Source organism: Zeaxanthinibacter enoshimensis, from assembly GCF_004362865.1.
Lineage (GTDB): Bacteria > Bacteroidota > Bacteroidia > Flavobacteriales > Flavobacteriaceae > Zeaxanthinibacter > Zeaxanthinibacter enoshimensis.
In genome coordinates, this window is sequence record NZ_SNYI01000003.1 from 45,073 (window position 1) to 71,749 (window position 26,677).

Annotated in this window: 26 protein-coding genes; 13 read left to right on the forward strand and 13 right to left on the reverse strand. The window is 47.0% G+C overall.

Going from position 1 to position 26,677, the window contains the following annotated elements:
* Positions 1-135: 135 nt before the first annotated feature.
* Complete coding sequence (locus CLV82_RS11840) at positions 136-960, forward strand: UbiA prenyltransferase family protein (RefSeq protein ID WP_133644569.1); 825 nt, start codon at positions 136-138, stop codon at positions 958-960.
* Here the strand turns inward: CLV82_RS11840 and CLV82_RS11845 are convergent.
* Both CLV82_RS11845 and CLV82_RS11850 read right to left on the reverse strand, forming a co-directional pair.
* Positions 957-1,184, reverse strand: a complete 228-nt coding sequence (locus CLV82_RS11845; protein ID WP_133644570.1) for a hypothetical protein — start codon at positions 1,182-1,184, stop codon at positions 957-959. The genes CLV82_RS11840 and CLV82_RS11845 overlap by 4 nt on opposite strands.
* Positions 1,181-1,741 (reverse strand): sigma-70 family RNA polymerase sigma factor, encoded by a 561-nt coding sequence (locus CLV82_RS11850; RefSeq protein WP_133644571.1) that lies wholly within the window; start codon positions 1,739-1,741, stop codon positions 1,181-1,183. The genes CLV82_RS11845 and CLV82_RS11850 overlap by 4 nt, the downstream gene beginning before the upstream one ends.
* 75 nt (positions 1,742-1,816) lie before the next feature.
* On the opposite strand from CLV82_RS11850, the gene CLV82_RS11855 reads away from it, so the two are divergent.
* Entirely contained in the window at positions 1,817-2,164 is a 348-nt protein-coding gene (locus tag CLV82_RS11855) for a rhodanese-like domain-containing protein (protein ID WP_133644572.1), read from the forward strand.
* Here the strand turns inward: CLV82_RS11855 and CLV82_RS11860 are convergent, their stop codons facing one another.
* From CLV82_RS11860 to CLV82_RS11870, 3 genes are read right to left on the reverse strand one after another with little or no spacing between them, the layout of a single operon-like run.
* Positions 2,165-4,198, reverse strand: coding sequence for a M3 family metallopeptidase (locus CLV82_RS11860; RefSeq protein ID WP_133644573.1), 2,034 nt, complete (start codon positions 4,196-4,198; stop codon positions 2,165-2,167). It abuts the gene before it with no gap.
* A gap of 37 nt (positions 4,199-4,235) precedes the next feature.
* On the reverse strand, positions 4,236-4,727 hold the full coding sequence (gene purE, locus CLV82_RS11865) for a 5-(carboxyamino)imidazole ribonucleotide mutase (RefSeq protein WP_133644574.1): 492 nt from the start codon (positions 4,725-4,727) through the stop codon (positions 4,236-4,238).
* A 2-nt stretch (positions 4,728-4,729) separates the two neighbouring features.
* Entirely contained in the window at positions 4,730-5,929 is a 1,200-nt protein-coding gene (locus CLV82_RS11870; protein WP_243744211.1) for a 5-(carboxyamino)imidazole ribonucleotide synthase, read from the reverse strand.
* Between the two features lie 97 nt (positions 5,930-6,026).
* On the opposite strand from CLV82_RS11870, the gene CLV82_RS11875 reads away from it, so the two are divergent.
* From CLV82_RS11875 to CLV82_RS11885, 3 genes are all read left to right on the forward strand, one after another.
* Positions 6,027-7,142, forward strand: coding sequence for an adenylate kinase (locus CLV82_RS11875; protein WP_133644575.1), 1,116 nt, complete (start codon positions 6,027-6,029; stop codon positions 7,140-7,142).
* Positions 7,143-7,198: 56 nt separating this feature from the next.
* Positions 7,199-8,200 carry a GTPase ObgE gene (obgE, locus tag CLV82_RS11880; RefSeq protein WP_133644576.1) on the forward strand — a complete coding sequence of 334 codons (1,002 nt, stop codon included), beginning with the start codon at positions 7,199-7,201 and terminating at the stop codon, positions 8,198-8,200.
* Between the two features lie 74 nt (positions 8,201-8,274).
* Positions 8,275-8,817 carry a DUF4136 domain-containing protein gene (locus tag CLV82_RS11885; protein ID WP_133644577.1) on the forward strand — a complete coding sequence of 181 codons (543 nt, stop codon included), beginning with the start codon at positions 8,275-8,277 and terminating at the stop codon, positions 8,815-8,817.
* On the opposite strand, the gene CLV82_RS11890 is transcribed toward CLV82_RS11885, so the two are convergent.
* Together CLV82_RS11890 and CLV82_RS11895 are read right to left on the reverse strand one after the other, a co-directional pair.
* The gene (locus CLV82_RS11890; protein WP_133644578.1) at positions 8,818-9,603 is read right to left on the reverse strand and encodes an SDR family oxidoreductase; all 786 of its coding nucleotides are present in this window, start codon (positions 9,601-9,603) and stop codon (positions 8,818-8,820) included.
* A gap of 25 nt (positions 9,604-9,628) precedes the next feature.
* Complete coding sequence (locus tag CLV82_RS11895) at positions 9,629-9,946, reverse strand: cupin domain-containing protein (RefSeq protein WP_133645063.1); 318 nt, start codon at positions 9,944-9,946, stop codon at positions 9,629-9,631.
* 96 nt (positions 9,947-10,042) lie between these two features.
* On the opposite strand from CLV82_RS11895, the gene CLV82_RS11900 reads away from it, so the two are divergent.
* The 7 genes from CLV82_RS11900 (at position 10,043) to CLV82_RS11930 (ending at position 17,092) form a co-directional block, all read left to right on the forward strand.
* On the forward strand, positions 10,043-11,404 hold the full coding sequence (locus CLV82_RS11900) for a UDP-N-acetylmuramate--L-alanine ligase (protein WP_133644579.1): 1,362 nt from the start codon (positions 10,043-10,045) through the stop codon (positions 11,402-11,404).
* A gap of 89 nt (positions 11,405-11,493) precedes the next feature.
* Positions 11,494-12,192 carry a RadC family protein gene (radC, locus tag CLV82_RS11905; protein ID WP_133644580.1) on the forward strand — a complete coding sequence of 233 codons (699 nt, stop codon included), beginning with the start codon at positions 11,494-11,496 and terminating at the stop codon, positions 12,190-12,192.
* 50 nt (positions 12,193-12,242) lie between these two features.
* Entirely contained in the window at positions 12,243-13,490 is a 1,248-nt protein-coding gene (locus CLV82_RS11910) for a polysaccharide deacetylase family protein (RefSeq protein WP_317128289.1), read from the forward strand.
* 4 nt (positions 13,491-13,494) lie between these two features.
* Positions 13,495-14,172: a YjjG family noncanonical pyrimidine nucleotidase gene (locus tag CLV82_RS11915; RefSeq protein ID WP_317128290.1), complete on the forward strand. Its 678-nt coding sequence runs from the start codon at positions 13,495-13,497 to the stop codon at positions 14,170-14,172.
* A gap of 92 nt (positions 14,173-14,264) precedes the next feature.
* Entirely contained in the window at positions 14,265-14,783 is a 519-nt protein-coding gene (locus CLV82_RS11920) for a hypothetical protein (protein WP_243744212.1), read from the forward strand.
* Positions 14,780-16,231 carry a DUF5723 family protein gene (locus CLV82_RS11925; RefSeq protein ID WP_133644583.1) on the forward strand — a complete coding sequence of 484 codons (1,452 nt, stop codon included), beginning with the start codon at positions 14,780-14,782 and terminating at the stop codon, positions 16,229-16,231. The genes CLV82_RS11920 and CLV82_RS11925 overlap by 4 nt, the downstream gene beginning before the upstream one ends.
* Positions 16,232-16,240: 9 nt before the next feature.
* The gene (locus CLV82_RS11930; RefSeq protein ID WP_133644584.1) at positions 16,241-17,092 is read left to right on the forward strand and encodes a hypothetical protein; all 852 of its coding nucleotides are present in this window, start codon (positions 16,241-16,243) and stop codon (positions 17,090-17,092) included.
* Here the strand turns inward: CLV82_RS11930 and CLV82_RS11935 are convergent.
* A complete protein-coding gene (locus tag CLV82_RS11935) occupies positions 17,089-18,366 on the reverse strand; it encodes a replication-associated recombination protein A (protein ID WP_133644585.1) in 1,278 nt (425 codons plus the stop codon). The genes CLV82_RS11930 and CLV82_RS11935 overlap by 4 nt on opposite strands.
* A gap of 91 nt (positions 18,367-18,457) precedes the next feature.
* Here CLV82_RS11935 and CLV82_RS11940 point away from each other — a divergent pair, with 91 nt between their 5' ends.
* Positions 18,458-19,207: a rhomboid family intramembrane serine protease gene (locus CLV82_RS11940; protein ID WP_133644586.1), complete on the forward strand. Its 750-nt coding sequence runs from the start codon at positions 18,458-18,460 to the stop codon at positions 19,205-19,207.
* Here the strand turns inward: CLV82_RS11940 and rlmB are convergent.
* The 5 genes from rlmB to CLV82_RS11965 form a co-directional block, all read right to left on the reverse strand.
* Positions 19,204-19,941, reverse strand: a complete 738-nt coding sequence (gene rlmB, locus CLV82_RS11945; RefSeq protein WP_133644587.1) for a 23S rRNA (guanosine(2251)-2'-O)-methyltransferase RlmB — start codon at positions 19,939-19,941, stop codon at positions 19,204-19,206. The two genes, CLV82_RS11940 and rlmB, sit on opposite strands and share 4 nt — an antisense overlap.
* Positions 19,942-20,075: 134 nt before the next feature.
* Positions 20,076-21,410 (reverse strand): aryl-sulfate sulfotransferase, encoded by a 1,335-nt coding sequence (locus tag CLV82_RS11950; RefSeq protein WP_133644588.1) that lies wholly within the window; start codon positions 21,408-21,410, stop codon positions 20,076-20,078.
* Positions 21,411-21,436: 26 nt separating this feature from the next.
* The gene (locus CLV82_RS11955; protein ID WP_133644589.1) at positions 21,437-22,186 is read right to left on the reverse strand and encodes a hypothetical protein; all 750 of its coding nucleotides are present in this window, start codon (positions 22,184-22,186) and stop codon (positions 21,437-21,439) included.
* A gap of 6 nt (positions 22,187-22,192) precedes the next feature.
* A complete protein-coding gene (locus tag CLV82_RS11960) occupies positions 22,193-25,582 on the reverse strand; it encodes a VCBS repeat-containing protein (RefSeq protein ID WP_133644590.1) in 3,390 nt (1,129 codons plus the stop codon).
* Between the two features lie 178 nt (positions 25,583-25,760).
* Positions 25,761-26,663, reverse strand: a complete 903-nt coding sequence (locus CLV82_RS11965) for a hypothetical protein (RefSeq protein ID WP_133644591.1) — start codon at positions 26,661-26,663, stop codon at positions 25,761-25,763.
* Positions 26,664-26,677 lie beyond the last annotated feature (14 nt).

Below are 26,677 nucleotides of genomic sequence, written 5' to 3' on the forward strand. Positions count from 1 at the left end.
AACTGCTATAGCTTTTTGCGAAATGTTGTGCAAAATTAGGTATTAAATCTCGTAATCATAATATAGCTAACCCCAACATTTTGAAAGTTTTTAACCAAAATAACAGCTTATTAACACTTTGCCTACTTTTGTTCAATGAGGGCGCTTAAACAGAGCTTGGATTTTTACCTGGATGCCAGTGTTCACGTGGCCCTGTCTGTAGTAGCTTTGATAGATATTACGGCGCGTTTCTTCAACCTGGGGCAAGATGAACATTTAAGCTATTTCATGTTCTTTGCCACAATTGTCTGTTACAATTTTATCAAGTACGGGATAGAGGCGAGGAAGTATTTTTTTGTGTCTAATAGCTACCATCGCTATATACAGGTCTTCAGTTTTATAGCGGGGATCTTTGGGGCATACCATGCGTACTTCCTGGAGAGGGAAGTTTGGATTACCCTGGTCTTGCTCACAGTCCTTATCGGGCTCTATGCCCTGCCTGTACTGCCACATGCCCGAAATCTCAGGAATCTCGGTATACTTAAAGTATTAATGGTGGCTTTTGTGTGGGCCGGGGTCACGGTTATATTACCTGTCGTCTCTTCCGGGCTGCCATTGGGTTGGGATATACAGGTGGAGGCAGGTCAGCGGATGATCGTGATCCTGGTACTGATGATACCGTTTGAGATCAGGGATATGTTCATTGATCAGCCGGCTTTGAAAACCTTACCCCAGCGCCTTGGTGTCAGGGGTAGCCGTTGGCTTGGTATACTGTTGTCCGTAATCTTTGTATTAGCAACCTTTTTCAAGGATGCTTATACCGCAACGGAACTTTATTCTAAAATAATATTTGCTGTACTTCTGGTCCTGGTGATGTGGTTAACCCGGGAAAAGCAATCTGAATATTTTGCATCTTTCTGGGTGGAATTAACACCCCTGGTGTGGTGGGCAATACTGTTGATCCTGGGGCAACTAATTTAATGCGAAAACATTTTCTTCTTCATTTCATCCTTCTCTTCTTCAGAAAGATAACGGAGGCTGGCCCGGCTGAATAAGGCGGATAACTGAGCATTCTTTTTCACGAAACCTGAACAGAGCGCACACCTGAACAGGTGAAAACGCAGCATCAGTTTCTCTTTAAAACTGGCTTCCCGGTATTCTTTTTTGTTGCTGATGATTGCAGCTTCCTGGCAAGTTATTTTCATGATCTGAACCAATTTTCATTAAGGCAACCCATCAGAGCAGCGCGTGCCCTGTGGATCATGACCCAAAGGTTAGACGGGTTGATTCCCAATTCATTACAAATGGTTTCAGTTTCAAGTCCTTCAATCGTTTTCATGGTGAAAACCCTGGACTGTTTTTTAGGGAGCTTAGAAATGCATTCCTGAATGGCAAGTCCCAGTTCTTCATTTTCGATAGCATCATTTTCTTGGAGGCTGTCGGGGTCTGCCACCTGTTCTTCCAGCCATTCCCCCTCGTTGTCATAAGAAGATTTGTACTGCATACGAACTTCGGCCTTACCTTTTTTAGAGTTGATCTTTCGATAGTGATCAATCACTTTTCTTTTCAGGATGGCGATGAGCCAGGTGCGCTCCGTTGCATTGCCTTTGAAATTCACAGCCGATTTTAATCCGGCAAAAAAGGTCTCTTGTACCAGATCTTTCGCAATCTCTGGTTCACTTACCCGCACCAGGGCGTAATTGTAGAGGTAGTCCGCGTATAGGTCTACCCAGCTTTCCGGTTTTAATACCGATTCGCTCATATCCTTAATCTTATACTCAAATGTAAATGAAAATTCAGCAATATTGCTACTTTTGAAGCTTAGCTTAACACTTCTATGGGAAAACTCAAATATTTATTTATACTACTTATCTGCATGGCCTGCCAGGATAAGAATACGATGTCTATTACAGAATATGTAAAGGGTGCCAGTCCTGACGATCAGTTGATAGATGTGCGTACGCCACAGGAGTTCAGGGCAGGTCATCTGCCGGGTGCCGTGAACATGGATATTCTCCAGGAAGGGGTACTCGCGCAATTCCAGTCCCTGGATAAGGATAAGACCGTCTATGTATACTGCCAGAAAGGGGGCCGAAGCGCTCGGGCTTCCAAGTTTCTCGATTCCCTGGGATACAAAACGGTTGACCTGTTAGGTGGGTACAGTGCCCTGCCGGCAAAGCCCTGATCAGTTCGATCCTGTTTTCTGCAACAGTCCTGCTCGTTCCAGCAGCGGTTCAATGCTGGGCTCACTTCCCCTGAATTTCTTATATAGCTCCATGGGGTGTAAGGTTCCGCCTTTCGAGAGTATATGTTCCCTGAACTTGCTCCCGGTAGCAGCACTGAAAATTCCTTCTTTCTTAAATACAGCAAAAGCATCTGCATCCAGTACTTCAGCCCATTTATAGCTGTAATAACCGGAAGCATATCCTCCCTGGAAGATGTGTGAGAACGAAGTACTCATACAGGTTTCCGGTGTTTCAGGATACAACTGGGTGCCTTCAAACGCTTTCAGTTCAAATTCCTTTACGTCGCTAATGGTTTTAGGATCCTCACTATGCCAGGCCATATCCAGTTTCGCAAAACTAAGTTGCCTCAGTGTAGCCATTCCCTCCTGGAAAGCCGCTGATTCTTTAATTCTTTCGACGAGCTCCGATGGGATCACTTCCCCGGTTTCGTAATGCATGGCAAAAAGTTGAAGGGCTTCGGGTTCATAACACCAGTTTTCCATGATCTGGCTGGGCAGTTCTACGAAATCCCAGTAAACCGAGGTCCCGGAAAGGCTGGGATAGGTGGTGTCAGCTAACATGCCGTGAAGGCCATGCCCGAATTCGTGGAAGAGGGTTGTTACCTCGTTAAAGGTCAGTAACGATGGTTTTTTGCTGGTCGAACGCGTAAAATTACAGACGTTAGAGATATGGGGTCTTACATTCTCTCCATTCCGGATATACTGGGGTTTATAAGAGGTCATCCATGCCCCACCGCGCTTGCCTTCCCTGGGGTGGAAATCTGCGTAAAAAACAGAGATAAACCGGTCTTCCTGGTCATAGACCCGGTAGGTTTTTACTTCCTCGTGGTAGGTATCTATATCTGTTACTTCCCGGAATCGCAAACCGAAGAGTTTTTCAGCTACTTTGAAAACCCCTGAAATTACTTGTTCCAGCTTAAAATAAGGTTTCAGTTTTTCATCGTCCAGGTCAAAGAGTTTCTGCCTGAGTTTTTCAGAGTAATAAGCCCCGTCCCATTTTTGCAGGGTTTCGATTCCATCTCTCTGGTATGCAAAATCGGCCAGCTCTTTAAATTCTCTTTCGGCCGCGGGCTTAGCTTTCTCCGCGAGTTCGTCAAGGAATTCCGCAACCTTGTCAGGGGTTTCTGCCATTCGTTCTTCTAAGACAAAATGGGCATGGTTGTCGTAGCCGAGCAGTTCTGCTCTTTCCTGTCTAAGGTTTACGATCCTGAGGATAATTTCCCTGTTATCCAGTTCGTCCCCGTGAAAACATTTGCTCCCGAAAGCTATGGCAAGTTCCTTGCGAAGTTCCCGGTTGTTAGCGTATTTCATAAAGGGAATATAGCTGGGATAATCAAGGGTGATCAGCCAGCCGTCTTTATTCCTGGATTCGGCTAGTTGTTTGGCTGCATCTTTTTCATCTTCTGGTAAACCGTCCAGGTCTTTCTCATCAGTGAGATGTAATTCGTATTTCTTGGTTTCGGCGAGTACGTGTTCCCCGAAAGTGAGTTTTAGTTTTGCCAGCTCAGCATCTATTTCTCTTAAGCGCGACTTCTTCTCTTCCGGCAGGTTAGCCCCGTTGCGGGTGAAACTCTTATACTTCCGGTCTAGCAGGGTGCGTTGCTCTGCTGTCAGTTCTAATGAATCTATTTGTTCGTAGACTTTTTTAACCTTTTTAAAAAGAGGTTGGTTCAGGGTGATGTCGTTTCCGAACTCCGTAAGCATGGGAGAGATCTCCTGGGCCAGTTTCTGAATTTCTTCGTTGGTCTCTGCCGAATTCAGGTTAAAGAACACACTCGATATCCTGTCCAGTTGCTGTCCTGCAAATTCAAGAGCTTCTATGGTGTTTTCGAATGTTGGTTCTTCCTTGTTCCCGGTGATCGCATCTATTTCTGCACGAGCTTCTGCAAGCGCTTTTTCGATGGCCGGCATAAAGTGTTCGTTTTTGATCTGGGAAAATGGTGCGGTATCAAAAGGAGATAATAATGGATTCATGCTGTTGTGTTTTGGGGATGATAAGAATGGCTGAAGTCTAACCTTTCTTGCTCACTTGTTTTGCGCCTTCAATCACTTTGTTTTTAAGGCCTTGTTTGTACTGGCTGATCTTTTCAAGGACCCCGGCATCACTACTCCCAAGGATCTGGGCTGCCAGGATACCGGCATTTTTTGCGCCGTTCAGGGCAACCGTGGCTACCGGGACTCCTCCGGGCATCTGAAGTATGGAAAGGACCGAATCCCAGCCGTCTATAGAATTACTGCTCTTCACGGGAACACCAATTACGGGAAGAGGGGTAAGGGAAGCGAGCATACCTGGAAGATGTGCGGCCCCGCCTGCACCGGCGATGATCACAGCATAATTTCGTAAATGGGCATTCTGTCCAAAATCGAACATCTTTTCCGGGGTACGGTGTGCAGAAACGATGTCAACATCCACCTCTATGCCAAATTCCTTCAGTATGTCTACAGCATCCTGCATTACAGGCAGATCACTGGTACTGCCCATTACTACGGCAACTTTTTTCATTCTTACTTCTCTTTACTGATTACTCTGATTTTCTGTTTTACTTCTTCTGCGATCTCCCTTGCCGTGCTGAGGTCGTGGTTTACAACGGTAACATGGCCCATTTTACGAAATGGCCTGGTGAGACGCTTCCCGTAAATATGGGGAGTTACACCTTTCATGGCAAGGATCTTCTCGATATTTTCATAGACCACCGGCCCCTGGTATCCTTCCTCACCTACGAGGTTAACCATTACCCCTGCTAGTTTACTATCCGTGTTGCCCAGGGGAAATCCTAAAACAGCCCTGAGGTGTTGTTCAAACTGGTTGGTGAAACTGCCTTCTATGGAGAAGTGTCCACTATTGTGAGGTCTTGGCGCCACCTCATTAACGAGGATCTCGTCTTCTTCGGTCTGGAACAGCTCGACGGCCAGCAGCCCGACCTGCCCGATCGCCTCTGAAACTCTTAAGGCAACTTCCCGTGCTTTTTTCTCTACTTCCGGGGCTATCCGCGCCGGGCAAATAACATATTCTACCTGGTTCGCCTCTGGATGAAATTCCATTTCAACAACAGGGTAGGAGGATATTTCACCCGATGCGGAACGGGCAACGATAACCGCGAGTTCATTCTTGAATGGGATTAATTCCTCGGCAATGCATTCTACATTGGGGAGGCTTTTCAGGTCAGCTTCGTTCCGGACGATCTTTACGCCTTGCCCGTCGTAACCAAAACGGGCGCTCTTCCAGACAAAAGGGAATTCCTGCCCGCCATTGCGAATACTGTCTGCTATCTCGCTGGTGTAGGCATAGCGGGAATAGGGTGCCGTTGGGATTTCATGATCGGTATAAAATAATTTCTGGGTAGCCTTGTTCTGTATGATCCCCAATGACTTTGTAGGGGGGTAAACCTTTATGCCTTCGTCTTCCAACGCTGCCAGTGCATCCAGGTTAACATTTTCTATCTCTATGGTAAGCACATCTGCCTTTCGGCCGAATTCCATCACCGTCTGGTAGTCCATCAGGTCTCCAACTTCAAAATAGTCGCTTCCTACTTTACATGGTGCTTCTTCCGAGGGGTCGAGCACCCGGGTTTGAATATCAAATTTCCTGGTTTCCTGCAGCAGCATTTTGCCGAGTTGACCACCTCCGAGTATACCCAGTTTAAAGTCTGAAGAAAAAAAGTTTGTGCTCGTTCCTGTTGTTTTCTTTGGTAAACCGTTCATCATGACCACAAAAATACAGCTAAATCTCAGATTCAAAGGATGGCGGCTCAAAAAAGAAAAATCAAAATGTTATCTTTGGCGTTCAGCAATATCACAACCATTGATAACACTGCACGACAAACAATTTAAGCCCTTTTTAACGGAGCAGCAGATCCTGGACGCAGTAGCCAAGATCGCGGGTGATATCGCCCGTGATTACAAGGACCAAGTGCCCATATTTGTTGGTGTTCTGAACGGGTCATTCATGTTCGTGTCAGATTTTTTAAAGTGTTATCCTCACCCCTGCGAGGTCTCCTTTGTAAAATTGAGTTCCTACCAGGGCCTGACCTCTACAGGAATCGTGGAAACACTGCTAGACCTCCCTGATAATATCGAAGGCAGAAGTGTTATAATCCTGGAGGATATTATAGATACCGGGCGTACGTTACAGGAACTGGTTCACCTTTTCTCGGAAACGAATGTTAAGGATTTCAAGATCGCCAGCCTCTTCTATAAATCAGAGATCTATAACGGGGAATATTCCATCGATTATTTTGGAATGGAAATTCCTAATAAGTTCATAGTGGGTTATGGTCTGGATTACCTGGAGCTGGGGAGAAATTTGAGAGAAGTTTACGAACTAAAAAAACCTAAGATGATCAATCTTGTATTATTTGGAAAACCTGGTGCCGGTAAAGGGACCCAGGCTGCATTCCTGAAAAAAGCCTATAACCTGATCCATATCTCTACCGGGGATGTTTTCCGATATAATATTAAAAATGAAACAGCATTAGGTAAGCTGGCCCAATCCTATATGGATAAAGGAGACCTCGTACCTGATGAGGTGACTATTAAAATGCTGCAGGAAGAAGTGGAAAAGCACCCGGAAGCCAATGGATTTATCTTTGATGGTTTCCCGCGGACGGCAATGCAGGCTGAAGCGCTGGACCATTTCCTGGAATCGAAGGATATGCAGATCGATGCAACCATTGCCCTGGAAGCAGATGACCAGGAATTACTTCAGCGTTTGTTAAAGCGAGGAGAGATCAGTGGGCGTCCTGACGACCAGGACGAAGAAAAGATCAGGAACCGTTTTGCGGAATACACTAAGAAGACAGCGCCCTTACGAGACTATTACAAAGCCCAGGGAAAACTGCACGTCGTTAACGGGATAGGTGATATCGAGGAGATCACCGACAGACTGCACCAGGTTGTCAAAGGCCTGCAGGAAGCCTGAGCTGAAAACAGCCCGGTTTAACCGGTATTACTATTCACTATAAATTTATTCCCTAGATGACCGAAGGAAATTTTGTCGATTATGTAAAAGTACATCTCAGTTCCGGGAACGGCGGGAAAGGCTCAACTCACCTGAGACGGGAGAAGTATGTGGCTAAAGGAGGTCCTGACGGGGGTGATGGAGGCCGGGGTGGTCATATCATCCTGAGGGGGAATAAGAACCTCTGGACCCTGCTGAGCTTCAAATTCAAACGTCACTTTAAGGCCGGGCACGGCGAACACGGTGCCAAGCAGCGGAGTACCGGGGCCGATGGGGAAGACATTTACCTGGACGTACCGTTGGGAACAGTGGTGCGTGATTCCGAAACAAACGAAGTCCTCTTCGAGATCACTGAAGACGGGGAGGAAAAGATCGTTGTTGAAGGAGGATTGGGTGGCCGGGGTAACTGGCATTTTAAAACTTCAACCAACCAGACTCCGCGATATGCACAACCGGGGATCCCGGGACAGGAAAAAGATGTGACGCTGGAGCTGAAGGTGCTGGCTGATGTAGGCCTGGTCGGTTTTCCCAATGCAGGAAAATCTACCTTGCTGTCTGCAGTTACAGCGGCTAAACCAAAGATCGCCGATTACCCATTTACAACGTTGAAACCGAATCTGGGGATCGTCCAGTACAGGGAATTTAAAAGTTTCGTCATCGCCGATATTCCCGGGATAATAGAAGGAGCGGCAGAAGGCAAAGGACTGGGGCATTACTTTTTGCGCCATATAGAACGGAATTCTTCGCTCTTATTCATGATCCCAGCAGATGCTAAGGATATCGTGGAGGAATACGAGATACTTTTGAACGAACTTCGGAAATATAATCCTGAACTACTGGATAAAGAACGCATCGTGGCTATTTCCAAAAGTGACCTGCTGGATGAAGAATTAAGATCTGAAATGAAGGAGGAGCTGGATGCCTATTTTAAAGAGACAGATTACCTCTTTATCTCTTCCGTGGCCCAGACCGGTCTTCAGGAACTGAAAGACCGCCTCTGGAAGCAACTTAACGATTAATACCCCCGAGGCTGGAACAGCCCCATAATTTTCGTTACATTAGAATATGTAAGGACCATTTTAGATGCTTCATCATGAGATTACTGTTCATTGTGATATTAGGGATCGCGTTGTCTGTATCTTCTTCCTGTTCCGTGATCAGGGTGCGGCACGATTACGATAAGACAGCCGATTTTTCTAATTATACCACTTATAATTACCCGGAGGTCATGACCACCGGCCTGAGTGAACTGGATGAAAACCGGTTGCTGAGAGCCGTTGATTCGGCCATGCAGGCCAAAGGATTCCAGTTTGCCGAAGAACCTGATTTCCTGGTGCATATTTACAGCAGGGATTACCAGCCCGCTCCGCGCAATACAATAGGGGTTGGCGTCGGGGGAACCGGTCGTAATGTCGGGGGAGGTGTCAATGTTGGCTTACCCATTGGTCGTAACTTTATAGAGCGGGAGATCAGCTTCGATTTTGTAGACTTTCATAATAATACCCTCTTCTGGCAGGCTGTGGCTACTGATAAATTCAGGGAGAAAGCCACCCCCCGGGAACGGGAGGAAGCTTTCCACGCCATGGTTCAGAAAGTATTTGCGAAATATCCTCCAAAAAGAGCTGCGGGATCCTGATCATATAGATTTTAACAGTCCGCCGTCTATAGGTATGGCAGTGCCTGTTATATAGGCTGCCTGGTCAGAGGCAAGGAAGGTTGCCAGGAAACCGTATTCCTCGGGTAGTCCTATCCTTTTCACCGGAACCTGTTGTTCCATATCGCGGCGAACCTCTTTCTCTGCTATCCCGAGTTGTTCTGCTTTCTTCTGATTCAGCTGCTCTATCCGCTCGGTATCAAAATACCCGGTCAAAACACTGTTCACTGTTATCCCTGAAGGGCCAACATCTGTTGCAAGGGTCTTGCCCCATGTGACGACTGCGGCACGGATGGTATTAGACAAGGCGAGGTAAGACAAAGGCTGCTTTACCGAAATGGAAGCCACGTTGATAATACGACCCCATTTTTTTTTCATCATCTGCTCCAGCGCAGCCTGTGTAGTATATTGCACCGTCTTGAATAAAAGATCAAAGGCCTGCTGGTAATCTTCAGTAGCCTTTTCAAGGCTGGACCCTGCCGATGGTCCCTGGGTGTTATTGACAAGGATATCTACCCGGTTGTTCTGGAAATATGTATCTACTTGTTTCTTGTACTTTTCGAAGTCGCTGTAGTCGGTAACTATATATTGGTGATGCTGGCCTTTTGAGGTATCCAGCTCATGAACCAGGTTCTGTAACAGACCCTCACTCCTGGCCACAACGGTAACATTGGCACCACTCAGGGCCATCTGTACGGCGATCGCCCTTCCTATTCCGCGACTGCTGCCACCTATAAGGGCATTCTTCCCTGTCAGATCAATTTTCATAATTTTGCCAGTATTTGGTTTCGCTCTATTTATATTCCTCCCTGGCCGGGCTGAAAATATCCATCAGCCTGCAACGGGTCAGGGCTTTACCGCTATGGGGTATATGCGATGGGATGGGTACTATCTGCCCCGGTTCATATACTTTGGTCTGGCCGTCCAGGGTGAATTCGAATCTTCCTTCGAGCACCTGCATAATTTGCTCATGCATATGCGAATGTTCGGGTACTTCCGCGCCCTCTTCTACCTCCCAATAGGCCAGGGTCATCTTCTCTGTATGGATCAATTTCCCGTGAAAGCCCGGCATGATCTCCTTACTTGGAACCTCTGAAAGTTTTATATCCATAATATTTTTCCCGCTAAGATAATAGAAAAGCAGGCAGGAGACCAGTTTGCGGACCTGCCGCCAATCCTTATCTTTACGCGCTAATACCACAAGAGCATGCAAGTACATTTTATAGCGATAGGGGGGAGTGCAATGCACAATCTGGCCCTTGCGTTACAACACAAAGGTTATACGGTCAGTGGAAGTGATGATGTGATCTTTGAACCTTCCAGGACCAGGCTGGAACAGGCAGGCCTGTTGCCGGCAGAATTCGGCTGGTTTCCTGAAAAAATTCAATCTGATCTGGATGCGGTCATTCTTGGAATGCATGCCAAACCGGATAACCCCGAACTGGCCAGGGCTCAGGAACTGGGAATCCGAATCTACTCTTACCCGGAATTCCTCTTTGAACAATCAAAAGACAAGACCCGGGTGGTTATCGGCGGGAGTCACGGGAAGACCACTATCACGTCCATGATCCTCCACGTATTAAAATACCACGACCAGGCTGTCGATTACATGGTAGGCGCCCAGCTGGAAGGTTTTGACCGGATGGTACACCTGAGCGAGGAGAACGATTTTATAGTGCTGGAGGGTGATGAATACTTATCTTCTCCCATCGACAGGAGACCCAAGTTCCATCTGTACAAACCCAATATAGCCTTGCTCAGCGGTATTGCATGGGACCACATCAATGTATTTCCTACCTACGAATCTTACGTGGAACAGTTCAGGATATTTGTCGATAGCATTGTGGAAGGGGGCAGCATCAACTACAATGAAGAAGACGAGGAAGTAAAGAAAGTTGTCATGGCTTCAGAGAATCCTATCCGTAAACTGGGATACAGCACACCGGAATATACCGTCGAAAACGGGGTCACTTTGCTTGAGACCCCGGAAGGTCCGATGCCGATAGAGGTTTTCGGAAGACATAACCTGAGTAACCTGGCCGGGGCAAAATGGATCTGTCAGCATATGGGTGTAGACGAAGACGCCTTTTATGAAGCTATTGCCACCTTTAAAGGCGCTTCCAAAAGACTGGAGAAAATAGCTGAAACCGGCAATGGGGTTGCTTATAAGGATTTTGCACATTCGCCCAGTAAGGTAAATGCTGCTGTCACTGCAGTGAAATCGCAGTTTCCGGACTTACCTTTGATCGCGTGCCTTGAACTGCATACCTACAGCAGCCTGAATAAAGAATTCCTGGAGCAGTATCGCGGTGCCCTGGATAGTGCCGATACCGCTGCTGTTTTTTATGCGCCGGAATCAGTAGCCATTAAACGACTGGAAGCTGTATCCGAAGCGGATATAGCAGCAGCCTTTGGAAGGGATAACCTGCACGTGTTTACGGAACCCGCAGCTTTCAGGGAATTCCTGATGGCACAAGAATTACACCGCTCTGCCCTGTTGCTTATGAGTTCCGGGAATTACGGTGGCCTGTCGCTGGAGGAAGTGAAGACAGCAGTTGAGAACCACTGAGAATATACGATCCCAGTGGGTAGTTTCAGAGGTAACTGAATAATACCGATAAAAGGGTTTTAATTTTGATTGTTGACTATCTTTAATTCATGAGACAACCAACTGCTTCCTTGTCTATAAAAAACTGGTCTGAGGCTGACAGGCCCCGGGAGAAATTGGTCAGGCATGGAAAAACAGTTCTTTCAGATACGGAATTGCTCGCAATCCTTTTAGGTTCGGGGAGTAGGCATGAAAGTGCCCTGGACCTGGCCCGGAGAATCCTGGGGGATAATGATCACAACCTGGGAAAACTGGGACGTTTATCCATACACCAGTTAATGTCTTACAAGGGGGTAGGGCAGGCAAAGGCCGTTCTGGTCTCGGCAGCAATGGAGATGGGAAGACGCCGCCAAATGGCCGATACCGGAATTAAAAGTGCTGTCAAATGCAGCAGGGATGTCTTTGAATTGCTACAACCCGTACTCGGGGAGCTTCCGCACGAGGAATTCTGGATCGTATACCTGAACAATGCCAACAAGGTGATCTTTCATTCGCAGCTTAGCAGGGGAGGTATTACCGGGACCCTTGTCGATGTGCGGTTAGTCTTGAAGAAGGCCCTGGAACTGGGAGCGGTGGCCCTGATACTGGCACATAATCATCCTTCAGGAACATTAAAACCAAGTGCTGCGGATAAACAACTGACAGAGAAATTAAAAAAAGCAGCAGTGGCTCTGGATATAAAAGTCCTGGACCACCTTATTATAACTGAAACGAATTTCTTTAGTTTCGCAGATGAAAACATCTTATAGGTATGTTGCTGATCTACACCCATAAAATCACGCCGAGATTCAGTTATACGATGAAGCAGGTATTCACTCGTATCCTGGGTATAGAAGTAAGCTTTACTACCAAGGTAGAAGATTTTATCAAGCATGCAGGGCCCAAGATCACCTATACAAAAAAGCCGCTGCAGAACGAATTCTTTGTGCGCAGTAACGACCTGCTGTTTGAACAGGGTATAAATGATTTCCAGATAAAGCCCGAGGACTGGGATGGGGTACCCTGCTTTTTTAAGGCAGGGGAACGCAGCAACCTCCCTTACGACGTTTTTTCCGCAAGCTTCTTCCTGCTGAGCAGGTATGAGGAATACCTGCCTCACCTTAAAGATATACACGGACGTTTCCCTCCGAGTGAGAGCGTCTCTTTCCAGCATAATTTCCTCCATCTGCCGGTAGTCGATATTTGGGCCAGGAAAATCCACAAAGCCCTGAAAGAGCGATTCCCGGAATTGGAAAGTAAGGAAAGAAAATACCAGCATACCAGCATTATTGATGTGACCACCTCTCATAGTTATGCACACCGGGGGCTGATCAGGAGTATTGCTGGTTTCTTCCTCGATCTCGGCTATTTCCGGTTCCGACGGGTGATTCAACGGCTGTCAGTCTGGATGCGCCTGCGCAGGGATCCCTTCGATAATTTCTCTGCCTTGCTGGCGTTGCACAAGGTTCATAAGGTAAAGAGCATGTTCTTTTTCCAGTTTGCGGAGTACTCCACCTATGACAAGAACGTATCACCCAATAATAATAAGTTCCGCCACCTCATAAAATCGGTGGCGGATTACAGCAAAGTAGCCCTGGCGGCCTCATACAGTTCCTTCATGGATATTCAGTTACTGAAAGCTGAGAAAATGAGCCTGAGCAACGTGATCCACAGGCCGGTGAATTACTCCAGGTTACGTTATAACAGGGTGGATATCCCGGTAACTTACCGGAACCTGGTAGAAGCGGAATTTACCGATGATTTTACCATGGGATATACCCATGAACCAGGGTTCCGAGCAGGAACCTGTACTCCTTTTTATTTTTATGACATTCCACTTGAAGTACAGCAACCCATAAAGATCCATCCCTTTGCCTTCCACGATTACGCCTTCCAGAATATGCTGACAGAGGCTGAGATTCTCAGCGAAATGGATAAACTCTGGACAGAGGTAAAGAATGTGGACGGTCAGTTCAATACCATTTTTTCTAACGAACTGTTAGGCGGCAGCCACCAGGTTGACTGGCTGCGGTTGTATGGCAAAGTCATTAAACGATACCATGTATAGAGAAATGATAAAAGATATATTTTTTGACCTGGATCATACCCTTTGGGACTTCGAGAAGAATTCTGCCCTGACCTTCGAGAAAATACTTGCCGAGAACCAGGTGCAGATAGATACCTCCGAGTTTATGAGGACCTATGCGCCTATTAATATGGCGTTATGGAAGAAGTATAGGGAAGAGCGTATAGGGAAGGCAGATCTTCGTTACCAACGCCTTAAAAAGACCTTTAAAGCTCTGAAGTACCCGGCAAAAAAAGACCTGATCTACCGCTTATCTGACCAGTATATAGAACACCTGGCGTCCTTTAACCACTTACTTCCCCATACCCAGGATATCCTGGAATACCTGAAACCGCACTACCGGATGCATATCATCACCAATGGTTTCCAGGAAGTTCAGGAGCGTAAGATGAGGCAGTCTAAGATCTTCGACTATTTTGAACATATGATCAACTCGGAGATGGCAGGCGTTAAGAAGCCTAATCCATGGATCTTCCAGCTCGCCCTGAAACGAACAGGGGCAAATCCCAGGCAGTCAATGATGATCGGGGATAACCTGGAAGCGGACATCCTGGGAGCCAAGGCCTTAGGGTTTCACACCATCCACCTGAATGTGCATAATGATCCCCTGCATGATCACGGCTATATGATTCACAGTCTCAGTGAAATAAAATCATATTTATAGAGTTATCCAATAGGAAAGAGGCAGGAAATACCCTGTTCTAATTTAAATATCGGCCTCTCATGATGCGCACTACCGGGGATATAAAAGGATTCATGATCCTTCTTCTAATGCTCCTGACCGCTTGTTCGGAGCCAACGGATTTTAACCAGGCAGACGACCTTATGCTCGAGCCTGTCGTTGAGGCCAGTATCCTGTATATCGAATCCCCGGAAGAGGTGATCAATGAATCTGACTTTACCAGTTTTACATACGACTTCAATTTTGACGCTTTCGGAGAAAAATTCGTATCTGAGAACCTGATCGACGGGATGATCGCTTTTGAACTGGAGAATACCACCAGCAAGCCATTTACCATCACTCTTGAATTCCTGGATGAAGGTGGTAACACCCTCTTTACACAGGTGTTTGAGCTGGATGCTGCCCCCACCGCCATTCTTTACAGGGAAGTATTTTTTGGCACCCCTTCCGGGCAGGATATCAATATTATCCGGAATACCTCTGGTTTCAGGGTTACTGCGGATAACGAGGGGGATACTTCTAGTGTATCTTCACTTCCGGATCCGAAAATCATCTTCCGCTCCAGCGCAAAATTCAGGCTTAGCATTCTATGAGAAAGCAACTGTTTCTCATACTGATCCTTCTCGGGACTGTGCATGCGTTTTGCCAACAAAAGCAATTGTTGTACGATCTCAGGTCTGTGCCCCAGGCCCTGTTACTGAACCCGGGGATGCAGCATGATTTTCAATGGTATGCCGGGATACCCATGCTATCCGGGATCTCTGCGTATGGTGGCTCAAGCGGCATTGCGGTGAATGATATTTTTGCTGCGGATGGGTTGGATTTCACTACTAAGATCCGCGATAATGCAGTATACAATCTAACAAAAAGGGATGAATTCAGTTCTACCTACCAGGTCGAGGTGTTTAACCTGGGATGGCGTGGGAGGAACAGGCCGCAGAATTTTTATTCCATGGGCCTCTACCACGAAGGGGGATTTATACTCTACTGGCCGCAGGACCTGGCAATTCTCGCCTTTGAAGGTAACGCAGACCAGCTGGGAAGGCGTTTCAGTTTAGAACACCTTAAGACACGGGGGGATTTCCTCAATGTGTTCCATATTGGTCTGAACAGGACGGTAAACGAAGAATTGAGTATAGGCGTCAGGGGGAAGTTGTACTCGGGAATGCTCAGTTATTCTAGTATAGGCAATTCTGGGTACTTCGTAACAGAACAAGGGCAGAACAACCTGAGGGCTAATACCATTGTTGCTGATATGGCTTTGAGAACGTCGGGCTGGGACAGGATCAGGGAAGTCCTGGATGATGACAGCATAGATGATTTAACCGGTATCCGGCAGCACCTGATCAAAAGAGCCTTCCTGGGAGGCGACCTGGGGGTGGGACTGGATCTAGGTTTTTCCTATAACCTGAACCCGCAAACAACAATAACCGGCAGTATCCTGGATATCGGCCTGATGTACCATGCCGGAGATCCCTTTAGTTACACGTTAAAGGGAAGTGCTACGGTAGAAGGAATAGAAGTGATCCTCCCGGATGCTTTGTTAGATCCCGATGCTGATTTCTGGCAGAACCTTGTCGACGATATAGAAGGGATCGTTCCCTTCGGAGATAACCGGAATTCCTACATCAGTTTCCGCCCTACGCAGTTATACGCTTCTCTGCGGTATGATTTCGGGCAGCCAGGGGAGGGCCTGGGATCCTGTGATTGTGATTACCGGAACCCGGGCAGGAAAGCGGCAATCTATTATCGCAATGCCGTGGGCGGGCAGCTCTATATGATCAACAGGCCCCGTGGGCCACAAGCGGCGCTTACAGCTTTCTACCAACGTCGTTTTGGAAACACCCTTACCCTTAAAGCGACCTATACGGCGAGTAAGTTTACGTATACTAATCTCGGTGCCGGAATCTCTGCGCAGGCAGGACCGGTGAATTTTTACCTGATGGCAGACAACCTGCTGGCATTACGGGATGTCAGTGGAGCGCAATATGCCTCTTTCCAGTTAGGCTTAAATATCATATCTTGGGGACGCAATAATTAAAGGTACCCCATGATCAGAAATCTCCTGTCTTTTATAATAATGCTGACGGTGTGTGGCTCAATATCAGCCCAATTGAATCCTTATAAATATGTGATCGTACCGGTCCAGTTCGAAGCTTTTGACCAAACTAACAAGTATTCGAGCAGTACCCTGGTAAAATATCTCTTGCAGCAGGAAGGAATACTAGTCGCATATGACAATGACCTGCCGGCCGATTTAGCATCTAACCGCTGTTTGGGTCTCAAGCTGAAGATGGAGGATAATTCCGGCATGTTCAGTACCAAGGTCAGGTTTATCTTCAGGGATTGCAACGGGGCTGAGGTGTTTACCACCAAAACGGGTTCCAATAAAATAAAAGATTATAAAGAAGCTTATGCCGCTGCGATACGGGAAGCACTGCAGTCTGTAAGTGCCCTGGGCTATCAGTACCAGCCCGCGGCAGAGGACAAAGATAAAGGGGTTACGGTGAGTTTTAAGGACGATGTTAGAAGTGTGGAGGAAAAGACTGCCGGGGATAAGGCAGTGATACAGGAAGCTACACCCGAAGCTCAGCGTTATGAAGATAAAAGGCCGGTTCCCTCTACTTATACCAAAGCAGGGGGTATTGCCACGGGTTCTTCCAGGGAAGCTGATGATCTTTCTTCGGAAGTTTTGTATGCGCAAACCACAGATACCGGTTACCAGCTGGTGGACAGCACTCCTGCAATCCGCGTCAGGCTTTTTAAGACCTCTATGCCCCAGGTATACCTGGCCACTTATGGAGAACTCCAGGGATTGGTCTATGAGAAGGACGGGACCTGGACCTGGGAATATTATACCGGCGATACTTTAGTTACCAAAGAACTAAACATCAAGTTCTAAAGCTTATACTTATCTTTCCAGCGGTTCTTTAAGAAGGTCTTAATACCCTCTTCCCGGGGATTATTACCTGGCTCGTACAGTGATTTCCCGGCCAGATCATCCGGCATGTACTCTGCGTCTACAAAATTATTGGGGTGATCATGGGCATATTTGTATTCTTTACCGTATTCCAGGTCTTTCATTAACTGGGTTGGAGCGTTTCTGAGGGCCAGAGGTACAGACAGGTCCCCGGTGGCTTTCACGACTTGCTGGGCGCGATTGATCGCCATGTAACTCGCATTGCTCTTTGGAGAGGTTGCTAAATAAATGGCGCACTGGCTGAGGATGATCCTTGCTTCCGGGTATCCTATAGTAGTTACGGCCTGGAAGGTAGTATTGGCCATTACAAGGGCCGTAGGATTGGCCAAACCGATGTCTTCTGACGCGGCAATAAGCATTCTCCTGGCAATGAACTTCACATCCTCACCGCCCTCTATCATTCTCGCTAACCAGTAAACCGCGGCATTGGGATCGCTTCCCCGGATCGATTTTATAAATGCGGAAACGATATCATAATGCTGTTCCCCGGTCTTGTCATACAGCACAGTATTCTTCTGGATCTTGCTCAGGACCAATTCGTCTGTGATCATTACGGGGTCCTCGGCTTCGGAGGTTACCAGCAGTTCAAAGATGTTCAGCAGCTTACGACCGTCGCCCCCGGAGAGCCTCAGCAAAGCCTTGGTCTCCTTGAGTTCTATCTGCCTTTTCCTCAAGTAGTCGTCTTTCGCCATCGCCCTGTCCAGGAGCGCTACCAGGTCTTCTTTTCCGAAGGCTTTAAGGATATATACCTGGCACCTGGATAAAAGGGCCGGGATTACCTCAAAACTTGGGTTTTCGGTGGTGGCGCCGATAAGTGTGACCCAGCCTTTTTCGACCGCGCCTAAAAGAGAGTCCTGCTGTGACTTGCTAAAACGGTGAATCTCGTCTATAAATAGAATTGGGTTTTTGGTGGTAAAGAGCCCTTCTCCTTTCTTCGCTTTCTCTATGACCTCCCTGATGTCCTTTACGCCACTGTTGATCGCACTGAGTGTATAGAACGGGCGCTTGCTCTCTTCGGCCATGATCTGGGCCAGGGTGGTTTTCCCGGTGCCGGGTGGTCCCCATAGTATGAGGGATGGCAACATGCCGCTTTTGATCTGTGTGCTCAGGGCACCGGTGGGCCCCACCAGGTGTTGTTGGCTAATATAGTCGTCCAGGTTCCTTGGCCTGACCCGTTCTGCAAGAGGTTTATTCATAGGGCAAAAATAACATAAATAGCCCGACAAAAAATGCTGGGCTTTACCGTTAGAACTTAAGAATTTTGTTGAAAAAATGTAACTTCAGCCCATGGCAGTGAAGACCCAGTTCCAATATACTCCGGCAGTGATCCTTGTCCCAATGGTCATGGTTCTGCTTATGTGGACGGTGTTTTACATCGAAGTGCGCTTTGGTCTTAACCTGAATGAATACGGTGTCTACCCCCGTACGCTTTCCGGCCTGAAGGGAGTGCTGTTCAGTCCCTTTATCCATGGCTCTGCCAGGCATCTCTACAACAATACCTTTCCCGTGATCATCCTGCTGTCCTCCCTGTTCTATTTCTACAGGGATATTTCCTTTAAAGTGCTGTTTTGGGGAATAATACTGTCCGGGCTGATCACCTGGGGCATTGGCAGACCTTCTTACCACATCGGAGCGAGCGGGCTTATCTATGTCCTTGCAAGTTTTATCTTTTTTAAAGGAATACGCACCAGGCATTACCGGCTGGTAGCCCTTTCCTTAGCTGTGGTATTTATCTACGGCGGACTCCTTTGGTACATCTTCCCGTTAAAAGAGGAGATGTCCTGGGAAGGCCACCTCGGAGGTTTTCTCAGCGGGCTTCTCCTGGCTATGGTATTAAAAGCCAGGGTGCCGGAAAGCAGGAAATACGCATGGGAAGCAGAAGATTACGATGAATCGTCTGACGAATTCATGCGTCAATTTGATGAGGATGGCAATTTTATAGAACGCGCTGAAGAGGACGCTGAGGAAGAACCCCCGCAGGTCCGTTATCATTATACCTATAAAACTTCAGAGAAGGAGAAGGGAAAGGAGGATTAGCCCTGCCTTTGTCTTAAAGCTTCATATAAGAAAACACCGCAGGCCACGGATACATTCAACGAGCCAATTTCTCCTTTGAGTGGCAGCTTCGCCAGTTCATCCGCACTTTTCAGGATAGACGGACTGATACCGGTATCCTCGGATCCCATTATGATGGCTGCAGGTCCTGTAAAGGAAACCTCATAGAGGGACTGGTTGGTCTTTTCTGTAGCCGCTATGACCCTGTATCCCGAAGCCTGCAGGTAAAAAACAGCATCTTTTAAATGGTCTACTTTGGCAATAGGTACGCGGAAAGCGGCACCGGCCGAAGTTTTAATAGTGTCTGCTGAAACAGGAGCAGCTCCTTTTTTCTGGATCACTATGGCATCCACCCCGGTACACTCGGCCGTCCTGATGATGGCCCCGAAATTACGAACATCCGAGATCTGGTCCAGTAACAGGAGCAGGGGAGGGGTTTCCCGTTCTCCCAGTTGCTCTACAAGGGTTTCAAAGGTATGAAACGTGATAGGGGAAGTTAATGCAACGACACCCTGGTGATTCCCTTGCGTAAATCGATTCAACCTGGGTAAAGGCACGTAAGACGCACTGATTCCATTCTTTCTTATAAGGGTCTCAAGTTCCTTGTAAAGTGCGCCCTGTAATCCTTTCTGAAGGTAAACCTTGTCAATAGGTTCATTTGCCTGTATAGCTTCTATAACCGCACGAAGGCCATAGATCTCGGTATTTTTTTCCATGCCGCAAAGGTATGTAAATTGTCATCTTATTTTAATAACCTGGCACAGATTCCATCTTCATGAGAACAAAAAAGCCTGTGAAATTCACAGGCTGTTCAATTAAATAGAGGTCTATGGATTCTTCGCCAAAACTATTATTCACTCAGGCCCAGGGCGTTGATCTCCGGGGAATCTTTATCATAGTGGTAGGCTCTCCAGTAGAAACCGGGGCTTTGATACTGCCACACTACTTTCCCATCCCTGGTAACTTCCCATAATCCAAAATCACCTTCGGTGATAAGGACATTCCCGTTGGGTAATGGAACAGCACCGGAAACTTTTGGTGAATATAGTTCAGGATCCGTAAAACTCCAGCTGACTACAGGTTCATTATCAATTCCCTGGACCAGGTCGTAAGTTGCAGGGAGTTCCAGCTCATAAACAGTGGATTGCGATATCCCGTTAGAAAATATCAGCATTTTCCCGCTGTCATCCCCCGTAAGGAGATTCGGATAATGATTGTTGTTGAATAAGCGGGTACCTGCAGGGTTTTGATAGGCCTCCGGGTTACCGAAGCGGTATACCAGGTCACCTCCCTTGTTAAAATTGCCGCCATTACTTCCGGCTGCTTCTTCCGTGGTGGTGCTATGGTCTATTACCCATACTTCGGAATAGAAATTAACACTCAGGAAGATCAGGTCATTTACCGGGTCATAGGATATCCCGTTAGCGTGCATAATATCCCCTTTTTCATGGGTGACATAATTGAGATCAATTTTATTCGGGTTCTCTGCTACACTGCCGAAATTTTGTTTGTCAGGATTCTGATCCTGTACGAGGTGATCCATAGAATGCCATTCCCAGACAATTTCGTTAGTCTCGGGATTAACTTCAATTATACCTTCCACGAAAATATCCATTCCATGACCAGAACCTGCTTCCTCTGCATCTAGTTGCGGAACTTTTTCCCAGACCATGGCGATCACATTTCCATTAGGCAGTAATTCCGCATCGTGGTGCAGCTCTGCTTCTTCAGAAGAATAATCAAAATTCCACTCGATAGTACCGTCAGCCGCCACGAATTGTAATTTACCTCCCTGCCCTCCTAAAGCCATTTTTACATCGTCTGCTTCCAGGGAAGCTAACAGCCTGCCGTCGGGCAAAAGATATACGTCATTACCTATATTGTTGCTTAAAGACCAATCGAATACCCTTTCGCCCTGTTTATTGATTAGATATACTTCGTTAGAGGCTGCATTATTTATCAGTATATAATGGTCCATGACCAGGTCGGGGTAAAAGAATGTTACAGGGCTTTCCGGACTATCATCTTCTCCCTGTTCTTCTTCCTCTTCCTCCTCTTCTTCGAGAACGGGCTCTTCCGGCACGGCAATTTCCTCTTTTACGACCGCATCATCTTTTTCACATGAAAGCAAGAAAACACAGCTTATGCTTAGTATAATTAGAATCGTCAGTTTGGAGGCTTTCATTGTGATGATCTTTAAAATACAGTGACTTAATTTAAATTAAGGTGCTGAACAGCGATGATAAATTCTTCCTCGTTCTTTACGTTCAGGTTCTTCTCTTTTAAAAAGGCTTTTAGTGCTGCCTTATCATCATTTTTCACCCTGCCGAGTAAAGCATTGTTCTTATTCCTGATCTCGTCTATACGGTCGATCCCTTCCACTTGTAAGAAGTACTCCGTGAATTGAGTGAATTTACTGGGCACTGCCTTTACAAATGAATTCTGGGCTTTCATACCCTCTGTATATTTGACACGTGTCCGGCGGTAAAGTTTATAATCGCCATTGTCAACCAGGGTGAGAAGGTAACCATTCATGGTCTTGCCGGTCTTGTCTATGAATGTCTTGAAAGACAGGGGGTAATCGCCTACCATTACGCGAATTTTCTTGTCCCTGGCAAGACCTTGTATAGGTTCGTCTGGCAGGTTATTTACTTTGATCTCGATCTCTTCGTTCAACGCGTTGTAGCGATAGAACAAATCTCCCATCTTCTCTTCCCCGTAAAACAAAGTAGTAGGGAGAAATATATCGGCGGTATAAGGGGACCCTTTAAAATCGTCTTTCTCAAACGTACGTTTCCGTTGGGCTTCATTGATATTCCCCAGTAGTCCTTGTATCTGGGCCGCATTGCCACCGAAACTTGAGCCACCGCTGGAGAGGTTGGTCGGGATCTGTCCCGAAGTTTGTGCGCTCATGGCCGCCGCGGCACAGAACGTAGTTGCGAATAAAATGATCTTTTTCAATGTTTATTATTTCTGGGTTATAGGGGAATGAGATCTGTTAAGCTCATAAAGTAAAGGAAAATCATCGTTTCTGACGAACATCAGCCTGTTATTTTTTTCGCCGGGCAGCCATGCGAGCTTCCTGACATCGCCCCGGGGATAAATACCTGATTCTGAATAAGCCAGTGGTGTGTACCCGCCTGCTTTATCCGATAACAACACAAGTCCGGAAATAGCATCGAGCCTGGGGGTCTCAACTTCTGTGTCATAAATGTTTCCACCGAGAACCAGGTCTTCATGGCCGTCATTGTTCAGGTCACCGGCTGCAACAGACATCAGCGGGAATTGCTGGGCTTCTTTGGGAAGATAGAATTTGTCAAAGACCATATTCCCTTTGTTGAGAAGAACCATCGATCGGAATTCTGTCACTTCCTTTGAATACGATTTTTCGAGTTCTTCCCCGTATACCTCGTCCAGGGTAGCACCCGCAAATTCGCGGTAACTCTTGAACTTCTCCTTGATAAACGGCATTTGCTGGGACGAACACTCCCGGCCCCTGACAGGTACATATTCCCCGTGGTATTTTTTACTGAGGACAACATCATTGGTGCCATTCTTATCAAAGTCAGAAGCGAATACCTTGAATGGCTTCTCCTCGCTGGCCTTGAATTTGATGTTTTCACCGGCATTCCCTAAAACATAATCCGGGAGCCCGTCATTATTGACATCAGTTTCGGTCACGGAAAACCACCAACCCCGGGTACCCGAATGATTCTTACTGTCCTTTGTCTGTACAAAACGCCCGTCTTTATTTGTGAAAAAGCCGATTTCTGACCATTCGCCCACAGCAATAAAATCGGGTTGTCCGTCTCCGTTGAAATCGGTAACCAGCAGATCGTTGATGATCCCGAAATCTGGCAGTCCGGGAGCAACTTGCCCGGTAACATCCGTGAGCTTGCCATTATCATTCCTGTAGAGCAGGGAAGGGGCGTGTCGCGGGTAGTTGCGGGGAATGATGCGGTTGCCGATCAAAAGGTCCTGGTCTCCGTCCCCGTCAAAGTCCAGCGTAGCTACGGACTGCCCGCTTTGAGGGAAACTATTCAATACCGGGATATCGGCCTTTGTAAACATACCCTGTCCATTGTTCAGGTAAATACGATCTGAATAATAGGAGGAGTGTTGTTCGTATTCATTCCCCCCACTGACAACATACAGGTCCATGTCTCCATCGCCTTCAAGATCAAAGAAGACCGCAGCTGTGTCCTCGTGACCTTCATCTTTTGCGAATGCCGGAGTTGTTTGTTTTCTGTATCCCGTTGCTGTCTGCAGGTAGAGGACCCCGCCTTGTCCCGAAGCACCCCCAAGGTACAGGTCCTGCAATCCATCATTGTTGACATCACCTGAGGCCATGGCCGGGCCGGTTACGGACTGTTTGTAAGGCAATAGTATTTCGGTGCGGAAGTCGTCATAATTGTTTTCGCGGTGCCTGTGATTCAGCCCGCTTTGTTTTGGGTCCACCGATGTAAATAGTGGGGTGTCAGCTTCTGTGAATTCTTTTTTAACCGCTTTACTTTTGGCTGCAACAAAAGTAGTGTTGGCAGGTACATTGTATTCTTCAAGGATACTGCCATCCGGCCATTCGATGGTTAAGGTGTCGACCGAAGTTGCGTTGCCGAGCCCGAAAAGAGCATTGTTTTCCTGGGCAGACATATAGCCTCGTACCCTTTTGATTTCTGAAAATTGTAATTGGTTACCCATCTTCACCCGGACCGTAGCAAATGATTCAGTTCCGGGAGCCTCGATCTTTACTTTCAGGTAGTTTGCTGCCGTATTTTCCCGGGACAGGTTTTTGTACAGAAAAGCATTCTCATCCATGTTATTGACGACCAGGTCCAGATCCCCGTCATTGTCCAGGTCTGCCATAGCTGCCCCGTTACTGAAGGAAAGATCTCCTAGACCCCACTCAGACCCTTTCTCCTCAAACTCAAGCCTGCCTGTATTTTGGTATACCAGGTTAGGTAGTTTCTCCGAGGGCATGGCGTCGTACAATCTTTTCTTTTCTTCCAATGGCACATTGTTCCCATATCGCTGCCTTGCGGAAAATACCTGTTGCTGCAGGTCGTTATCGAGGGCATAGCGCCGGTAGCCGTTGGTAATGTAGATGTCTTTAGCTCCATCCAGGTCCAGGTCGTTCATAAGAACCGTCCAGCTCCAGTCAGAACTTCCCATATCCAAAAGTTGGGCAACATTATTATAATGGTTGTTTCCCAGGTTTAACTGCAGGGAATTGAACATATACTGGTAGTGGAAACCGGCGGTCTTGACCAGGTAATCAAAACGGTCCGTATTCATGGAGGCCATAAGGGTTTTGGCCCTGACGTGGTCACTGGAAGCCATATCCAGGACAAAGATATCTTCCAGACCGTCATTGTTGATATCTGCCTTATCAATACCCATCCCGTAATAGGAGATCTGCTGGGTATATTCTTTTATCTTGTCAGCAAAGGTTCCATCGCCCTGGTTGATGAAGAGGGCATCGGGAATGTAATAATCACTGGCTATATAGATGTCGAGAAGACCGTCTGTATTGATGTCCGAAACCATCAGGCCAAGGCCGAAGATCGGGCGGAGAATCCCGGCCTCCCGGGAGATGTCGGTGAATTTCCCCCCGTCATTGCGATAAAGGTGAGCACTGTTAAAGTACTCTGCCTCGCTGTTGCCATCGATCATTTTGTAAAGGTTGACCGGGTCTACACCGTACAATTCGTTCTCGTTCATCACTATACAGTCCAGGTCGCCGTCATTATCCATGTCAAAGAATGCGGACTGGGTGCTGATGCCCATATCTGCCAGGCCGTAAGTCTCAGCTTCCTCGGTAAAAGTTCCGTCCTTCTGGTTAATATAGAGCAGGTTTTTGCGTGCTAGCCTTGGGTTAGGTCCCCCCTGGGAGATGTAGATATCCATCCATCCGTCGTTGTTGATATCGGCGAAGGTGATCCCATTAGACCAGTTCTTCCCTTTATTGATCCCCGAGCTTTCGGTGATGTCTGTGAACTGCAGGTCTCCTTTATTGAGGAATATCTTGTTGGCCACCTGGTTCCCGCAGAAAACCACATCCAGCAGCCCGTCATTATTGAGGTCTTCTACGCCAACCCCGGCGCCATTATAGAAGTAGTCAAAATTAAAGAGATTTTCGAGGGTGTTGAGATCCTCTTTGATGTCATTGCTGAACCAAAGTCCGCTGGAGGCGGGATCAACCCTTTTAAATACGGTGCTCCGGGTGCTTTCTGTTGCTGAGTTGTCAGTCTGTTTATCCTGTTGACAACTGCCCAGCCAGGCCAGTAGTAAAATTGCCGGGATGTATTTTGTGATTAGGGTACAGGGAAGACAGGTCTTCGTTAATCTATACTCGTGCATGAAGTTTTGATTGATGGTGTAAGCGCCCTAAAAATACAATTTTTAGTGTGAATCAGGAAGCTGTCCTGTGTTAAGATATTAAGAAATAGGCATAGATGTTGGGGTAGGGTAAGAATATAGATAATAAAAAAAACCCGGGCAATTGCCCGGGTTTGATAATTATTGAATCTGAACCTTATTACAGGTTGTCAGGACAGTAATCTAACAATTCAACACCTGCTGAAGGACTTGGTCCTGCATCAACAACGGTGTTACCATTGGCTGAAGTTAACTGGAAGGTAACTTCAGAATCCCAATCTCCTGACTGGTACTGTACTGAGATCACTTCGTCATCGGCATCCACTACAAATGTAGCTACTCCGGCAACGGCTTCCCCGATACTATCCAGGGAATAAGCAGTGGTCTCACCATCAATAGTTACCAGTACTGCTGCTCCGTTCCATCCGTCTCCGTAAGAATCCTGCATGGCCAGAGACCATACACCGGCAGTCGGCTTAGAAGGTGCACATACCACAGTGGCAGTGTACAGGAATGGAGAACTGAAATAAGACCCGGTAATGGTACCTGAGTTATCGGCGAAAGAATACCTTCTTCCGTCTGTCAGGACCGCTTCAAAACGGATCTCGAACTGGTCTCCCCCTTCTACTTCACTGGAAGGCAGGCCAAGAGCACTAAGCATCTCATCTCCGCTAATAGAGTAGGATACTACCGGTAAACCACGCTCTCCTGTGCTGAACGAGGAGGCAGGAATAGTGGTAGCTAAAACCTGTGCCTTATCATTGTCTGTTCCGCCGGCCGTGTTGTCACGGTAACCGACATATACTTCGACTTCTGCTAAGAGGTCTCCATCTTCATGATCTTGGTATTCCAGCTCGACCCCAAAACTTTGGCCGGGAGCTATACTACCATCAGACTGGATGGCGATCTCGTTAGAGAGTACGTTTAGAGTTCTTAAGACAGCGCCACGTTCAGTACCAGAAACGATCTGGTCAACGATCTCATTACTGTCTTCACAAGCTGCGAATACCAAAACGATCCCAGCTAGTATACTTCCTAATAGTTTATTTTGAAACTTTTTCATTTTTCTTCTTAGTT

What these genes read in the sequence shown, in the direction of transcription:
- CLV82_RS11870 (WP_243744211.1), bottom strand. Translation starts at nt 5,929, where the DNA reads ATGATGAACGGTTTACCAAAGAAAACAACAGGAACGAGCACAAACTTT.
- radC (WP_133644580.1), top strand. Translation starts at nt 11,494, where the DNA reads ATGAGACAACCAACTGCTTCCTTGTCTATAAAAAACTGGTCTGAGGCT.
- CLV82_RS11930 (WP_133644584.1), top strand. Translation starts at nt 16,241, where the DNA reads ATGATCAGAAATCTCCTGTCTTTTATAATAATGCTGACGGTGTGTGGC.
- CLV82_RS11890 (WP_133644578.1), bottom strand. Translation starts at nt 9,603, where the DNA reads ATGAAAATTGATCTGACAGGGAAGAATGCCCTTATAGGTGGCAGCAGT.
- purE (WP_133644574.1), bottom strand. Translation starts at nt 4,727, where the DNA reads ATGAAAAAAGTTGCCGTAGTAATGGGCAGTACCAGTGATCTGCCTGTA.
- CLV82_RS11885 (WP_133644577.1), top strand. Translation starts at nt 8,275, where the DNA reads ATGAGATTACTGTTCATTGTGATATTAGGGATCGCGTTGTCTGTATCT.
- obgE (WP_133644576.1), top strand. Translation starts at nt 7,199, where the DNA reads ATGACCGAAGGAAATTTTGTCGATTATGTAAAAGTACATCTCAGTTCC.
- CLV82_RS11960 (WP_133644590.1), bottom strand. Translation starts at nt 25,582, where the DNA reads ATGCACGAGTATAGATTAACGAAGACCTGTCTTCCCTGTACCCTAATC.
- CLV82_RS11840 (WP_133644569.1), top strand. Translation starts at nt 136, where the DNA reads ATGAGGGCGCTTAAACAGAGCTTGGATTTTTACCTGGATGCCAGTGTT.
- CLV82_RS11935 (WP_133644585.1), bottom strand. Translation starts at nt 18,366, where the DNA reads ATGAATAAACCTCTTGCAGAACGGGTCAGGCCAAGGAACCTGGACGAC.
- CLV82_RS11950 (WP_133644588.1), bottom strand. Translation starts at nt 21,410, where the DNA reads ATGAAAGCCTCCAAACTGACGATTCTAATTATACTAAGCATAAGCTGT.
- CLV82_RS11940 (WP_133644586.1), top strand. Translation starts at nt 18,458, where the DNA reads ATGGCAGTGAAGACCCAGTTCCAATATACTCCGGCAGTGATCCTTGTC.
- CLV82_RS11910 (WP_317128289.1), top strand. Translation starts at nt 12,243, where the DNA reads ATGAAGCAGGTATTCACTCGTATCCTGGGTATAGAAGTAAGCTTTACT.
- CLV82_RS11855 (WP_133644572.1), top strand. Translation starts at nt 1,817, where the DNA reads ATGGGAAAACTCAAATATTTATTTATACTACTTATCTGCATGGCCTGC.
- rlmB (WP_133644587.1), bottom strand. Translation starts at nt 19,941, where the DNA reads ATGGAAAAAAATACCGAGATCTATGGCCTTCGTGCGGTTATAGAAGCT.
- CLV82_RS11925 (WP_133644583.1), top strand. Translation starts at nt 14,780, where the DNA reads ATGAGAAAGCAACTGTTTCTCATACTGATCCTTCTCGGGACTGTGCAT.
- CLV82_RS11900 (WP_133644579.1), top strand. Translation starts at nt 10,043, where the DNA reads ATGCAAGTACATTTTATAGCGATAGGGGGGAGTGCAATGCACAATCTG.
- CLV82_RS11915 (WP_317128290.1), top strand. Translation starts at nt 13,495, where the DNA reads ATGATAAAAGATATATTTTTTGACCTGGATCATACCCTTTGGGACTTC.
- CLV82_RS11845 (WP_133644570.1), bottom strand. Translation starts at nt 1,184, where the DNA reads ATGAAAATAACTTGCCAGGAAGCTGCAATCATCAGCAACAAAAAAGAA.
- CLV82_RS11860 (WP_133644573.1), bottom strand. Translation starts at nt 4,198, where the DNA reads ATGAATCCATTATTATCTCCTTTTGATACCGCACCATTTTCCCAGATC.
- CLV82_RS11850 (WP_133644571.1), bottom strand. Translation starts at nt 1,741, where the DNA reads ATGAGCGAATCGGTATTAAAACCGGAAAGCTGGGTAGACCTATACGCG.
- CLV82_RS11895 (WP_133645063.1), bottom strand. Translation starts at nt 9,946, where the DNA reads ATGGATATAAAACTTTCAGAGGTTCCAAGTAAGGAGATCATGCCGGGC.
- CLV82_RS11920 (WP_243744212.1), top strand. Translation starts at nt 14,265, where the DNA reads ATGATCCTTCTTCTAATGCTCCTGACCGCTTGTTCGGAGCCAACGGAT.
- CLV82_RS11965 (WP_133644591.1), bottom strand. Translation starts at nt 26,663, where the DNA reads ATGAAAAAGTTTCAAAATAAACTATTAGGAAGTATACTAGCTGGGATC.